This is a genomic window from Rodentibacter mrazii, from assembly GCF_001998825.1.
GTDB classification, from domain to species: Bacteria; Pseudomonadota; Gammaproteobacteria; order Enterobacterales; family Pasteurellaceae; genus Rodentibacter; species Rodentibacter mrazii.
On the sequence record NZ_MLHG01000044.1, the window covers coordinates 1 to 13,930 of the forward strand.

At 40.2% G+C, this 13,930-nt stretch carries 11 protein-coding genes and 3 tRNA genes; 13 read left to right on the top strand and 1 reads right to left on the bottom strand.

Annotated elements, in window-relative coordinates; genetic code table 11:
* Positions 1 to 94: 94 nt before the first annotated feature.
* The gene (locus BKK47_RS07225; RefSeq protein WP_077494198.1) at positions 95 to 799 is read right to left on the bottom strand and encodes a YggS family pyridoxal phosphate-dependent enzyme; all 705 of its coding nucleotides are present in this window, start codon (positions 797 to 799) and stop codon (positions 95 to 97) included.
* Between the two features lie 306 nt (positions 800 to 1,105).
* Between BKK47_RS07225 and thrA the strand changes: the two genes are divergently transcribed.
* The 13 genes from thrA (at position 1,106) to BKK47_RS07290 (ending at position 13,814) form a co-directional block, all read left to right on the top strand.
* On the top strand, positions 1,106 to 3,553 hold the full coding sequence (gene thrA / locus BKK47_RS07230) for a bifunctional aspartate kinase/homoserine dehydrogenase I (protein WP_077494247.1): 2,448 nt from the start codon (positions 1,106 to 1,108) through the stop codon (positions 3,551 to 3,553).
* Positions 3,554 to 3,564: 11 nt separating this feature from the next.
* Positions 3,565 to 4,509: a homoserine kinase gene (thrB, locus tag BKK47_RS07235; protein WP_077494199.1), complete on the top strand. Its 945-nt coding sequence runs from the start codon at positions 3,565 to 3,567 to the stop codon at positions 4,507 to 4,509.
* A gap of 79 nt (positions 4,510 to 4,588) precedes the next feature.
* Entirely contained in the window at positions 4,589 to 5,863 is a 1,275-nt protein-coding gene (gene thrC / locus BKK47_RS07240; RefSeq protein WP_077494200.1) for a threonine synthase, read from the top strand.
* A gap of 48 nt (positions 5,864 to 5,911) precedes the next feature.
* The gene (locus BKK47_RS07245) at positions 5,912 to 6,619 is read left to right on the top strand and encodes a 4'-phosphopantetheinyl transferase family protein (RefSeq protein WP_077494248.1); all 708 of its coding nucleotides are present in this window, start codon (positions 5,912 to 5,914) and stop codon (positions 6,617 to 6,619) included.
* Between the two features lie 124 nt (positions 6,620 to 6,743).
* The gene (gene hflK / locus BKK47_RS07250) at positions 6,744 to 7,961 is read left to right on the top strand and encodes an FtsH protease activity modulator HflK (RefSeq protein WP_077494201.1); all 1,218 of its coding nucleotides are present in this window, start codon (positions 6,744 to 6,746) and stop codon (positions 7,959 to 7,961) included.
* The gene (gene hflC, locus BKK47_RS07255) at positions 7,961 to 8,848 is read left to right on the top strand and encodes a protease modulator HflC (protein ID WP_077494202.1); all 888 of its coding nucleotides are present in this window, start codon (positions 7,961 to 7,963) and stop codon (positions 8,846 to 8,848) included. The genes hflK and hflC overlap by 1 nt, the downstream gene beginning before the upstream one ends.
* A gap of 141 nt (positions 8,849 to 8,989) precedes the next feature.
* A tRNA-Gly gene (locus BKK47_RS07260) sits at positions 8,990 to 9,065 on the top strand.
* A gap of 2 nt (positions 9,066 to 9,067) precedes the next feature.
* Positions 9,068 to 9,154, top strand: a tRNA-Leu gene (locus BKK47_RS07265).
* Positions 9,155 to 9,204: 50 nt separating this feature from the next.
* Positions 9,205 to 9,280, top strand: a tRNA-Lys gene (locus BKK47_RS07270).
* Between the two features lie 78 nt (positions 9,281 to 9,358).
* Positions 9,359 to 10,195 carry a ParA family protein gene (locus BKK47_RS07275; RefSeq protein WP_077494203.1) on the top strand — a complete coding sequence of 279 codons (837 nt, stop codon included), beginning with the start codon at positions 9,359 to 9,361 and terminating at the stop codon, positions 10,193 to 10,195.
* Between the two features lies 1 nt (position 10,196).
* Entirely contained in the window at positions 10,197 to 11,561 is a 1,365-nt protein-coding gene (dnaB, locus tag BKK47_RS07280; protein WP_077494204.1) for a replicative DNA helicase, read from the top strand.
* Positions 11,554 to 13,263, top strand: a complete 1,710-nt coding sequence (locus tag BKK47_RS07285; protein WP_077494205.1) for a ParB family protein — start codon at positions 11,554 to 11,556, stop codon at positions 13,261 to 13,263. The genes dnaB and BKK47_RS07285 overlap by 8 nt, the downstream gene beginning before the upstream one ends.
* On the top strand, positions 13,260 to 13,814 hold the full coding sequence (locus BKK47_RS07290; protein ID WP_077494206.1) for a DUF2857 domain-containing protein: 555 nt from the start codon (positions 13,260 to 13,262) through the stop codon (positions 13,812 to 13,814). The genes BKK47_RS07285 and BKK47_RS07290 overlap by 4 nt, the downstream gene beginning before the upstream one ends.
* The last annotated feature ends 116 nt before the right edge of the window (positions 13,815 to 13,930 follow it).

Consider the following 13,930-nt stretch of genomic DNA (forward strand, 5'->3'; position numbering starts at 1 on the left):
GAAATCCCCTGAATCGAACGGTTCGGGGGATTTTGCTTTGGGCTAAGAGCTTTATAAAGGGATAAAATCCCTTGTAAGTGCTGATTGATTGGAATTATTTGGAGGAATAATCTCGTGCACCAAAAATTGCCGTACCAATTCTAACCATTGTTGAACCACATTTTATAGCGCTTGACATATTATCTGTCATTCCCATTGAAAGTGTATCGATTTGTCTGTTTGGAAAGGTTTGTTTGAGTTGTCCAAATAGCTCAGCCATTTTTTTGAAAGTATTTTCTTGCTCGGCAACATTTGGAGTTGGGGCGGGAATTGCCATTAAACCGCGCAGGCGTAAGTGCGGTAGATTTTCAATGTGTTTGGCAAGATCGAGCATTGATTCAGCTTGAATTCCGGATTTACTTTCTTCATCGCTGATATTAATTTGAATCAGCACATTTAGTGGTGCTTTATTTGGGGGTCTTTGTTCATTCAATCGTTCGGCAATTTTCACACGATCAAGCGTTTGTATCCAGTCAAAATACTCTGCTACCAAACGGCTTTTATTGGATTGTAAAGGTCCAATAAAATGCCACTCAAGCTTAATCTTTTGCTGTTCAAAATATTGAATTTTTTCCACACCTTCTTGCACGTAATTTTCACCAAAGGCAATTTGTCCCGCTTGATAAGCTTCTAAAATATCGGAAACAGGTTTGGTTTTAGAAACAGCCAGTAGTTTTACCCCATTTGAAGGGCGATGAGCTTGAACACATTCCGTATGAATACTTTTCTGAATGTCTCGTAAGTTATGTTGAATATTCATTGGATTCTCCTTATTCAAAGTGCGGCTAGTTTACACGAAATTTAATGACTTGAAAAAAATTCAGTTAAATTGTTATTTTATGTTTGACAACTTTATGAAATTTCGGTATTTCTTAGCGCACTTGTTTTGAAAAATAAAACACAATGAAAATTAACCGCACTTTTGCCACTATCATTATTATGATGACCATTACGATGTTTAATGGGGCGGGTTAATGCACGAAAAACGGAATATCGAAAACCCGCAATTCAATTGAGTGCGGGTTTTTTTATCAGTTTAAATAAAATATTTCTAGGAGAATCAATTATGCGAGTACTCAAATTTGGCGGCACTTCCCTTGCAAATCCGCAGCGTTTTTCTCAAGCTGCAAAACTTATTGAGCAGGCTCATTTAGCGGAGCAGGCTGCAGGTGTATTATCAGCCCCTGCTAAAATTACTAACCATCTTGTTGCCCTTTCCGAAAAAGCTGCTTTAAATCAACCCACTGATACGCATTTCAATGAATCCCTTGAGATTTTCTATAATATTATTAATGGATTGTATGCCGAAAATAATCAATTTGATTTAGATGGTATGAAAGCCTTAATTGATGCTGAATTTTCTCAAATTAAGGGATTATTAGAAGAAATTCGTCAAGCGGGTAAAGTGGAAGACGCCGTGAAAGCAATCATTGATTGCCGTGGTGAAAAGCTTTCAATTGCTATGATGAAAGCTTGGTTTGAAGCTCGTGGCTATGAGGTTCATGTTATTGATCCTGTAAAACAATTATTAGCAAGAGGAAGCTATTTAGAATCTTCCGTGGAAATTACAGAATCGACCAAGCGTGTGAATGCGGCAAGCATTGAAAAAGATAAAGTCGTATTAATGGCAGGCTTCACCGCTGGTAATGAAAAAGGCGAGTTAGTGCTTTTGGGACGTAATGGCTCTGATTATTCCGCAGCCTGTCTAGCCGCCTGTTTAGATGCTAGTGTCTGTGAAATTTGGACAGATGTTGATGGTGTTTATACTTGTGATCCCCGTTTAGTGCCGGATGCACGCTTGTTACCAACTCTATCTTACCGTGAAGCAATGGAGCTTTCTTATTTTGGTGCAAAAGTGATTCACCCACGAACTATTGGTCCATTATTACCGAAGAATATTCCTTGTGTCATTAAGAATACCGGTAATCCGTCCGCACCGGGATCGATTATTGATGGTAATGTGAAATCTGAAGGTTTGCAGGTAAAAGGCATTACTAATTTAGATAATTTGGCAATGTTTAATATTTCTGGACCTGGAATGCAAGGTATGGTTGGTATGGCATCTCGAATCTTCTCCGCCATGTCCGGAGCCGGTATTTCAGTGATTCTTATCACTCAATCTTCCTCAGAATACAGTATTAGTTTTTGTGTGCCGGTAAAATCTGCCGAAGCTGCTCTATCTGCACTTGAAAGTGAGTTTTCGAGTGAGCTGAAAGCTAATCAATTAGAGCCGATTGAAGTGATTAAAGATATGTCAATCATCTCTGTCGTAGGAGATGGTATGAAGCAAGCCAAAGGTATTGCTGCCCGTTTCTTCTCGGCATTAGCACAAGCAAATATTAGCATTGTTGCAATTGCACAAGGTTCCAGCGAACGTTCTATCTCAGCGGTTGTGCCACAAAATAAAGCAATTGAGGCAGTGAAAGCCACTCATCAGGCACTTTTTAACAATAAGAAAGTCGTGGATATGTTTTTAGTTGGTGTAGGTGGTGTAGGTGGCGAACTCATTGAGCAGGTAAAACGTCAGAAGGAATATTTGGAAAAGAAGGACATTGAAATTCGGGTTTGTGCCATTGCAAACTCCAATAAAATGATGCTTAATGAACACGGCTTAAATTTGGATAATTGGAAAACCGATCTTGAAAATGCGACACAGCCTTCCGATTTTGATGTATTGCTTTCTTTCATCAAATTACATCACGTGGTGAATCCGGTATTTGTAGATTGTACATCGGCAGAATCTGTGGCGGGGCTTTATGCTCGAGCTTTAAGAGAAGGTTTCCACGTCGTGACACCAAACAAAAAAGCGAACACGCGTGAATTGGAATACTACCACGAGTTACGTAAAAACGCCCAAGCTGGCCAGCATAAATTCCTCTATGAAACAAATGTAGGAGCGGGATTACCGGTAATTGAAAACCTACAAAATTTATTGGCTGCCGGCGATGAATTGGAACGTTTCGAAGGGATTTTGTCAGGTTCGCTCTCTTTCATTTTCGGAAAATTGGAAGAAGGTATTTCTCTGTCAAAAGTGACCGCACTTGCTCGTGAAAAAGGATTTACTGAGCCTGATCCGCGTGATGATTTGTCTGGGCAGGACGTCGCCCGTAAACTTTTAATTTTAGCCCGAGAAGCAGGATTAGAGTTAGAGCTGTCAGATGTAGAAGTAGAAGGCGTCTTGCCGAAAGGTTTTGCCGAGGGGAAATCTACCGACGAATTTATGGCAATGCTGCCACAGCTTGACGATGATTTTAATGCTCGAGTAGAGGCAGCAAAATCAGAAGGCAAAGTATTACGTTATGTGGGGCAAATCAGCGAAGGAAAATGCAAAGTTTCGATTGTCGCAGTGGATCAAAACAATCCGCTTTACAAAGTGAAAGACGGTGAAAATGCTCTTGCATTCTATACACGCTATTATCAACCGATTCCGTTATTATTACGTGGTTATGGTGCTGGTAATGCTGTTACCGCAGCGGGTATTTTTGCTGATATTTTAAGAACATTACAACATTAACAGGAGTCCCGATGTTAAGAATCTATGCACCGGCATCCAGCGCAAACATTAGTGTAGGCTTTGACACGTTGGGAGCTGCAATTTCTCCCATTGATGGTTCATTATTAGGTGATGTTGTTCAAATTGAGGAAATCCCAAGTGGTTTTGAATTGGAAAGTGCGGGTTACTTTGTCCGTAAATTACCAAAAGAACCGCAAAAAAATATCGTCTATCAGGCGTATGTATTATTTAGTGAGCGCTTGAAGCTACGTGGAATTCAAGTGAAATCGCTACGTTTAACGCTCGAAAAAAATATGCCTATTGGATCGGGGTTAGGATCAAGCGCCTGTTCAATTGTCGCGGCATTAGTGGCATTGAATCAGTTTCATGATGAACCCTTTTCTAAAATGGAATTGCTTGAAATGATGGGGGAATTAGAGGGGCGAATTTCAGGCTCTATTCACTATGATAACGTTGCGCCTTGTTATCTTGGCGGCGTACAGTTTATGGTGCAGTCTCTCGGTAATATTTGCCAAAAATTGCCGTTTTTCGATCACTGGTATTGGGTGTTGGCTTATCCGGGAATTGAAGTTTCTACTGCTGAAGCTCGGGCGATTCTACCGAAAAGTTATACCCGACAAGATGTGGTTTCCCATGGTCGCCATTTAGGCGGTTTTGTTCATGCTTGCCATACACAACAGGAAAACCTTGCAGCGATTATGATGAAAGATGTCATCGCAGAGCCTTATCGTGAATCATTATTGCCTAATTTTGCGGAAGTAAAACAGGCTACGCATGATTTAGGTGCATTAGTAACGGGAATTTCAGGATCAGGACCAACGATTTTTTCTATCGGCTCAGATTTACAGACTGCAACGAAACTTGCCACTTATCTGGAAAATCATTATTTGCAAAATAATGAGGGGTTTGTGCATGTGTGTAAGGTTGATAATCAAGGGGCAAGAAATTTAGCCTAGTGCGGGAGAGCGTTAGGCACAATTTCAAAACGAGATAATTTTTAATCTATTTTATTTATCATTTATAAACGGTTTAACAATGAATTTATACAACATCAAACACCCGGAAGAACAAATTAATTTTGCCCAAGCTGTGCGTCAAGGGCTTGGGAAAGATCAGGGCTTATTTTTTCCGGAAACTATCCCAACATTAAACAATATCAATGAATTATTGGATTTGCCGTTGGTTGAACGCAGCCAAAAAATTCTTTCCGCTTTAATTGGTGAAGAATTGCCCGCAAACAAGTTAAATAGTATGGTAAAAAATGCCTTTACTTTTCCTGCACCTTTAGAAAAAGTCGAAGAGAATATTTATGCACTTGAGCTTTTCCACGGACCAACCTTAGCGTTCAAAGACTTTGGCGGGCGTTTTATGGCTCAAGCGCTTGCTAATGTGCGTGGCGATGGCAAAATTACGATTTTAACGGCAACATCGGGGGATACCGGTGCGGCGGTGGCTCACGCCTTTTATGGTTTAGAAAATATTAATGTAGTGATTCTATACCCGAAAGGAAAAATTAGTCCATTACAAGAAAAATTATTCTGTACCCTTGGGGGCAATATTCGCACTGTTGCCATTAACGGTGATTTTGATGCTTGTCAAGCATTGGTTAAACAAGCCTTTGACGATGTAGAATTGCGTGAGGCTATCGGATTAAACTCTGCTAATTCCATTAATATCAGCCGTTTACTGGCTCAAATTTGTTATTATTTTGAGGCGGTGGCTCAGCTGCCAAAAGAAAAACGCAATAATGTGGTTGTTTCCGTACCAAGCGGGAATTTCGGTAATTTAACTGCAGGATTAATTGCAAAAACCTTAGGTTTACCGATTAAGCGTTTTATTGCTTCTACTAATGCCAACGATACTGTACCGCGTTATTTAAAATCCGGCAAATGGGAACCGAATGCGACTGTTGCGACACTTTCTAATGCGATGGACGTCAGTCGTCCAAATAACTGGCCACGCGTGGAAGAGTTATTTAAGCGTAATAGTTGGAATCTATCTGATTTAGGTTCGGCTATGCTGACTGATGCACAAACGGAAGAAACCTTAAAAGCATTGTATGCCGTGGGATATACTTGCGAACCTCATGGTGCGATAGCTTATCAAGTATTGAAAGATCAGCTTAACGATGATGAAGCAGGAATTTTCCTTTGCACGGCACATCCGGCAAAATTTAAAGAATCTGTTGAGCGCATTTTGAATATCGAATTACCTTTGCCGGAAACATTAGATAAGCATAATAGGCTGCCACTACTTTCTGATGAAATGGAAAATGATTTTGCGAAACTACGTGCTTATTTTCTAAAATGATAAAAAAGTGCGGTTAATATGACCGCACTTTCACTTTTTAATTGTTTTATGACAACATTAATTGCTTACGCCAATATTCAACAACCTTTTCCTTTTGATGAAATTCCACCCGAAATTGTGTCGGAAAGTTTGCTTACCTTTCAATCTGAAAATTCCCGAGTGCGGCAACGCCATCAATGCCAGAAATTAGCCCATTTCCTACTCTGTCAGCTATTAAAAACAACAGGAAAAAATACCGCACTTTTAGGAAAAATTGAGCGTACAGAGAGCGGAAGACCTTATTTTCCAAATGAAAGCATTGATTTTAATATTAGCCATTCGGCTGATTGGGTCGCGGTTATTTTGCAGAACAAAGCGGAAAAGAAAAGTACGGTTGGCATTGACATCGAATTTCCAAAACAGCGATATTTTCTTGGATTAATGCAGCATTTCGCACCGGAAGATGAGGTCATATGGTTTAGCCAACAATCGGATGCTGAAGGGGCATTTTATCAGAGTTGGTGCTTACGTGAAGCCATATTAAAATCACAAGGCGTGGGTATTGTGAAATTATCAGAAGTACGCCATTTACCCGACAAGTTAAAAATTTTTTCGGATTATTGTCCACAGGGTAAACTTTTTTTTACTAATGAATTGCCTTTTTACTTGGCTGCCTTTACAAATCAGCTTAAAAATCAACCGCACTTTTTACAGTGGAATGGGAAAAAACTTGAGCAAAAAATACTCAAGCATCTTATTCATTATGACGTAAATTAAATAGAGAACCACCTGAATAATCACAGGAAATTTTATTCCGGAAATGCCTTGTATTTTGATAGACTAGCCCCCATTATTCCGATAAACTCGTAACAATTTTTTGACAAATGGAGAATCAAACGACATGTCGCAGAATTCAGGACAGGATCCTTGGGGCAAGCCGGGACAGAGTAATGAGCAAAAGCCTGGAAACTCATCGAATAACGGATGGGATTCAAATCAAAACCGTGGAAATCAAGAGCAGTCTCCACCGGATATTGAGGAAATTTTTAATAATTTGCTGAAAAAACTCGGTGGCGGTAAAAAGGGCGGTCAAAATAATGGTAGTTCTAACAATACGCCTTCAACTCCACTTGACTGGGGTAAAGCGTTGCCGATTGCCACTGCTTTAGGCGTAATTGTTTGGGCGGCTAGCGGTTTCTATACTATTAAAGAAGCCGAGCGTGGCGTGGTGCTGCGTTTTGGAGAATTGCACTCTATTGTTCAACCCGGCTTAAACTGGAAACCGACTTTTGTGGATAAAGTCTTGCCGGTCAATGTAGAACAAGTAAAAGAGTTAAGAACTCAAGGGGCAATGCTCACCCAAGATGAGAACATGGTAAAAGTGGAAATGACCGTGCAATACCGTGTTCAAGATCCGGCGAAATATCGTTTTAGCGTAACCAATGCTGATGATAGCTTAAATCAAGCAACGGACAGTGCGTTACGCTATGTAATCGGTCATATGACGATGAATGATATTCTTACAACCGGTCGCGCGGTCGTGCGTGAAAATACGTGGAAAGCCTTGAATGAAATCATCAAGCCTTATGATATGGGGCTTGATGTTATTGATGTGAACTTCCAATCAGCACGTCCGCCGGAAGAGGTCAAAGACGCATTTGATGATGCGATTAAGGCGCAAGAAGATGAGCAACGTTTTATTCGTGAAGCGGAGGCCTATGCCCGTGAAAGAGAACCAATTGCGCGTGGTGATGCACAACGTATTTTGGAAGAAGCAACGGCTTATAAGGATCGTATCGTTCTAGACGCCAAAGGGGAAGTAGAGCGCCTGCAACGCTTATTGCCGGAATTTAAAGCGGCACCTAATTTATTGCGTGAGCGTTTATATATTCAAACGATGGAAAAAGTGATGGCTAATACACCGAAAATTATGTTGGATGGAAATAACGGCAATAATTTAACGGTATTACCTCTTGAACAAATTATGGGAAAGAGAAATGAATCAAAAGTACAAAGTGCGGTTGATTCTACACCGGTTTTAACGCAATCTGAAAATCAATCAAATCATTCTAAAAACAATAATACTGTTGAACCTGTTCGCCAAGGGAGATTCAATTAATGCGTAAATTTTTATTACCCGTTATTTTAGTCATCGCTGCGGTGATTTATTCAAGTGTGATTGTTGTCGCCGAAGGTACAAGAGGCATTATGCTGCGTTTTAACAAAGTGCAGCGTGATGCGGATAATAAAGTCGTTGTTTATGAACCCGGTCTACATTTTAAAGTACCGCTTATTGATAGCATTAAGGTACTGGATGCACGTATCCGCACTTTAGACGGTTCTGCGACACGTTTTGTAACCGTAGAGAAAAAAGATTTACTGGTAGATTCCTACGTGAAATGGAAAATCAGTGATTTTGGTCGTTTTTATACTTCAACCGGCGGCGGAGATTACAGCCAAGCTGCGAGTTTATTGAGCCGTAAAGTGAACGACCGTCTGCGTTCTGAAATCGGTTCGCGTACCATTAAAGACATTGTTTCAGGTACTCGAGGCGAATTAATGGAAGGGGCGAAAAAAGCCTTGAATTCGGGACAAGACAGTACGGCTGAACTTGGCATTGAGGTGGTTGATGTGCGTGTAAAACAGATCAACTTACCGGATGAAGTTTCTTCTTCAATTTACCAACGTATGCGTGCAGAACGTGATGCAGTCGCACGGGAACATCGTTCACAAGGTAAAGAAAAAGCGGCTTTTATTCAAGCTGATGTAGATCGTAAAGTCACTCTTATTTTAGCAAATGCCAATAAAACGGCGCAAGAATTACGCGGTTCGGGCGATGCGACGGCGGCAAAACTTTATTCCGATGCATTTTCACAAGAACCACAATTTTTTAGCTTTGTTCGTAGCTTAAAAGCCTATGAGGAGAGCTTTGCAAATTCGGATAATATGATGATCTTGAAGCCGGACAGCGATTTCTTCCGCTTTATGCAAACGCCGAGTAAATAGTTTGAAATAGCATAAAAGTGCGGTCATATAAGCCGCACTTTATTTTTGAATTTTTTTTAATCAATCAATCCGTTTTTTACCATTTCTATTTGACAGTATTTCATAAATCAGTAAAATACGCTCCGTTGTCTCAATGACAAAGCGGGAATAGCTCAGTTGGTAGAGCACGACCTTGCCAAGGTCGGGGTCGCGAGTTCGAGCCTCGTTTCCCGCTCCATTGCCCGAGTGGTGGAATCGGTAGACACAAGGGATTTAAAATCCCTCGCCTTTCGAGGCGTGCCAGTTCAAGTCTGGCTTCGGGCACCATGATAGCTGCTAACTATTCGCTGAAAAAACTCTTCAATATCCTATTATTAGGGTCGTTAGCTCAGTCGGTAGAGCAGCGGACTTTTAATCCGTTGGTCGAAGGTTCGAATCCTTCACGACCCACCAAGTATTTATTTTCCTCCAATTCAATTGTAAAAGCCTAATACTCCTTAACGTTTAACTTTTATCGTTAGGTGAGGTATTATGGACTTCTCTTCTTTTTCAAAAAAACCTTATGTAATTACTGTTGCCTGCACTAAAGGCGGATCTGCTAAAAGTACAAATGCTGCTAATATCGGTGCGTTTTGCGCTGATCATGGGTTAAAAACACTTTTAATCGACACAGATACACAACCTACTTTAAGTTCCTACTATGCTTTAACTGAAGAAGCTCCCGGTGGAATTTATGAATTTTTATCACATCGGGATGTCGATCCGTCTCATATCATTTCAAAAACTGCTATCTCAAATTTAGATTTAATACAGTCAAATGACCCATCAAATAATGTGAGTCCAATGCTACGGAATGCGCCGGATGGTGCAATTCGTTTTAGCCACTTATTAAAAAGTATTAATCACTATGATGTCATCATAGTCGATACTCGAGGAACAAGAGATATTACCGTGGATATGTCGGTTTTAGCTGCGGATGTTTTATTTTGTCCTATTCTTCCACATATTCTGTCCGCAAAAGAGTTTATTCGCGGAACAATAGGTATGTATCAGGATTTGCAAACCTTTGAATCCTTTGGTTTCAAGCTCCCTCCTTTAAAAGCCATTGCTAACTGTGTGGATAATACAAATGATGTGAAGTTTGTACTCAATCAATTGAATGTTTTGTTTGAAACAAATTTTGATGAAAGCAAAACATTCCTTAATTTCTCTATACCTGCACATGTTGCCTATCGAGAAGCGGCGACTTATGCATTACCGGTCTATCGTCACAACCGAAACGAATATCCGGTTATTAAAGAATTGTGCTGTTTGTTATTCCCTCAATTTAAAACGCTTTTTGAGCAATCACCAGGGGAGAAACGCTAGTATGATGGACAAAACTGACAAACTGATTGCTTCGGTTGAGGCGGAAAGTGCGGTCATTGGTGCGCTTATTCTTGATAATGACAAATTTGATGAAATCGCTGTATTACTGCGTACAGATGATTTTTATGTTTCCGCTCATAAAATGTTATTTGAAGGAATTCGTCATCTTCTGAAACAGGGGAAACCGGCTGATATTTTAACGCTGGAGCAGTATTTTAAAGATAAGAAGACACTTGAGGAATTAGGTGGGTTGGCGTATCTCGCCGAAATAACCCATAACACACCCTCCGCAACAAATATCTCTGCCTATGCAGAAATTGTTGCACGTTACAGTAAACAACGTCGTTTTTTAAAACTGGGTCAGTTTATTGTTACTGAGATGCAATCTTCAAAAGATGAAGTTGATCTTACAACGTTTGAGGAAAATGTAGATAAACAATATACAAATATTGTTATTGAACAACAAACAGAGGGGGTAGCTGATTTAAACGAAAGTTTTAAGCGCATTCTGTCACGTATGGATAATTCTTCATTTAATGCCGATCCGGTAAGTGGTACACCCACCGGTATTTTAGAATTAGATTATGCGACAACGGGTGGGCAATCCGGGGAACTTATTATTATTGCCGCACGCCCTGCCATGGGAAAAACTACGTTTGCTCAGACAATTGCGGCAAGTACATTGGATAAATTTCCGGATGATTCGATTCAATTTTACAGCCAAGAAATGCCGGCTGATCAGCTATTAGAACGTTTTATGGCAATGCGTTCTCGAGTCAGTCTCCAATCTATTCGTCAAGCCACTGAACTTGAAGAAAGCGAATGGACACGTCTTTCCGATGCCATGTCATTTATTTTAAATAACTGGAATAGGCGTTTATTAATCGACGATGAAGCCTCTCTATCCACTCACCGTTTACGTGCAAAAGTACGTAAAAATACACGTCTTTATGGCAAACCCAAGGCGATTTTTATTGATTATATTCAGCTTATGAGAGGTGGAAGTAAAAGTGAAAATCGCAATTTGGAGCTTGCTGAAATTTCCGGTGATTTGAAGAAATTAGCAAAGGAAACCGGCTGTCCGATTTATGCACTTTCTCAACTCAATCGTGGCCTTGAACAACGAGCGAATAAAAGACCGATTAATTCTGATTTAAGGGATTCCGGCTCACTCGAACAAGATGCGGATGTCATTATCCATCTTTATCGTGATGAGGTGTATAACCCGGATTCGGAAGATAAAGGGATTGCCGAAATCATTATCGGTAAACAGCGTAATGGTCCGCTTGCCACCGTAAAAACACGGTTTTTAGGTCAGTACAGCACGTTTGAGAATTTAACGACACAGGATAGATATTATGAATAATCCATTTATAGCTAAAAATAAAAAACAACAAAATCAGTTAGATGCGATTGCAAAAGGATTAAATGTTCAGCCTATTAGTAATCATTCTGCTACTTATCAGGCGACAACGGCAACACACTATCCTGTGCAATCCCAATATATTACCGTTACATTAGATAAGTTGCGTCCTTATGAGCATAACCCACGTAAGACACGCAACCCTAATTTTGAAATGATTAAAGAGTCAATTCGTCGTCGTGGGCTTGATCATAAACCGAATATCACCCAACGTCCGGGCGAACCTTTCTATATCATTGCTGACGGCGGAAATACCCGTATTCAAGCACTCAAAGAACTTTTTACGGAAACCCAGGATCAGCGTTTCTGGTCAATTGAATGCTTGTATAAACCTTGGAAAGGGGAAACCGCAGATAGTGTAGAAGCTGAATTAGATTTGCTGATTGGTCACCTCATTGAAAATGATACTCGGGCAGATCTCACTTTCATTGAGAAAGCTTTGGGGATCCGGCAAGCCAAAGAATATTACGAGAAAAAGTTAGGAAAAGCGCTTTCAGCTCGAGAATTATCAAGTGAATTAGAGAATGATGGATATATCATTTCAAAAACATTGATTTCTAAAATGGATTTATGTGTCAAATATTTATATCCATTTATCCCTGATGTTCTTTTTAATGGTTTAGGCAATGCGCCAATCGACAAACTCCTTGCTATTCGTAATAACGCCTTAGCTATTTGGCAAAATTATCAGTTTGAACTTGATGTGACGTTTGATGAGATTTGGGGGAATAGTCTGTCACGTTGTAATGATGATCAGCCCTTTCAAGTGAAAATTTTTCAAGATCACCTTATTGATGAGATGTCGGCTATGCTGGGTGATCGCATGAGTTATGAAATGCTTTTCCTTGAGATTGATTTGGATGAGCAGAAATTCAAAAAAATGGCGCAGAAACAACATGAGATTGAGCAAAATGTGCAAGATAGCATTCAAGATGTGCAAACCTTTAATCAACCTCAAGAGGCTTTATTGGGTCAGATTTCTGCCAATTCAGAAGTAGAGCATGCGCCTAAAACTGAGAAAGCTGAGAAAAAAACATCGACATCTGCGCCGGTATCAACACCTTCCTGTGTGGAAACCACTCCTTCAGTGGATACCGAAGGAAATAACGAACACGAGGATGAGGATAAAGATCCACCTGAAAGTGGTGAGCTCTCCGAAGGACTTTCATTCGATTTTGCTAAAAATTTAGCGCAACAGTTTGGTATTACACCGGGAATGACGGTTCAAGAGCAACGCCAACAACGTGCTGAAGAAAATGGATTGGGGTTTGCCTGTGTCGGGCGTCAACCGGTTGATGATATCTGGAAAGTTTATCCGGCTCGTCAGCATAAACTCGAAGCCTATTCATTAGCGTTGGATATCGCAGAGCATGTAGGCTTAATTGACTATGTGGAACATGTGGTTAAACAACCTGTGGACTATACCTACCGGATGAAACCCTTAGATAAGGATGTCAGCGGTGTCGCTCAAATGTGTTATGACTTTTTAACACTGCTACAGACAGATATTCATCCCCAAACCTCTTTTACTTTGTTACCGGAATATTTACTCAATACCCAAGAGACTGATGACACGACCTTGGTGAAGTTATTCCGTCTGATTCGCCTTGTTCGTTATATTCGTTCTGAAGGAGATGCACAATGAGCATGTTCAATAATTTAAACCAAGTGGTACTGAGTGAAATTCTGGTTAATTTGCAAGAAGGCAATATTAATGTTTGTCGCAATTATGGTTTTTCAAAACAAGAATTACAGGAAATTGAAAAGCTCAGTATGGAAGAGATTTACGATCTTGCCAATACAAAAGCCCCTTTTGCCAAAGTCGAAATCAATCATGAAGCATTTTGGCGATTAGTCGCCACAGTACGAATGAATTCCCAAGAGCGTCGACTTATTGATCGGGCTTTAATGCTGGGTGCGTCCATTCAAATGCTTAATGCCTATTTTGGCTTAACGACATCAAAAGTTTCTGCACGCCGTAGTTTATTAGGTCGACAAGAGCCGATGGGTCGTAAACCGGCGGCAACAGAAGAAGAGGAAAAATTAATTTGGGACTTGTGGCAAAGCCGTAAAAATGATGTGCAAACCATTGAGTCCATTGATGGACTTGAAGTGTTAATTTTAATTGCTGAAGAAACCGGAATTAATTTAACGGAAATCTGGAAGTTGGTTAGCCGTTGGAATAAAACGAAATAAAAAAATAACGCCCAACCTAGTGCGTTACGTTAAGTTGGGCGTTATTCATATCGTTAGTGAGGAACTTAGTTTTTAAAGTTCATTGGCTATTGTAGGGATGTGGAAATACATTGCAA

What these genes read in the sequence shown, in the direction of transcription:
- BKK47_RS07225 (WP_077494198.1), bottom strand. Translation starts at nt 799, where the DNA reads ATGAATATTCAACATAACTTACGAGACATTCAGAAAAGTATTCATACG.
- thrA (WP_077494247.1), top strand. Translation starts at nt 1,106, where the DNA reads ATGCGAGTACTCAAATTTGGCGGCACTTCCCTTGCAAATCCGCAGCGT.
- thrB (WP_077494199.1), top strand. Translation starts at nt 3,565, where the DNA reads ATGTTAAGAATCTATGCACCGGCATCCAGCGCAAACATTAGTGTAGGC.
- thrC (WP_077494200.1), top strand. Translation starts at nt 4,589, where the DNA reads ATGAATTTATACAACATCAAACACCCGGAAGAACAAATTAATTTTGCC.
- BKK47_RS07245 (WP_077494248.1), top strand. Translation starts at nt 5,912, where the DNA reads ATGACAACATTAATTGCTTACGCCAATATTCAACAACCTTTTCCTTTT.
- hflK (WP_077494201.1), top strand. Translation starts at nt 6,744, where the DNA reads ATGTCGCAGAATTCAGGACAGGATCCTTGGGGCAAGCCGGGACAGAGT.
- hflC (WP_077494202.1), top strand. Translation starts at nt 7,961, where the DNA reads ATGCGTAAATTTTTATTACCCGTTATTTTAGTCATCGCTGCGGTGATT.
- BKK47_RS07275 (WP_077494203.1), top strand. Translation starts at nt 9,359, where the DNA reads ATGGACTTCTCTTCTTTTTCAAAAAAACCTTATGTAATTACTGTTGCC.
- dnaB (WP_077494204.1), top strand. Translation starts at nt 10,197, where the DNA reads ATGATGGACAAAACTGACAAACTGATTGCTTCGGTTGAGGCGGAAAGT.
- BKK47_RS07285 (WP_077494205.1), top strand. Translation starts at nt 11,554, where the DNA reads ATGAATAATCCATTTATAGCTAAAAATAAAAAACAACAAAATCAGTTA.
- BKK47_RS07290 (WP_077494206.1), top strand. Translation starts at nt 13,260, where the DNA reads ATGAGCATGTTCAATAATTTAAACCAAGTGGTACTGAGTGAAATTCTG.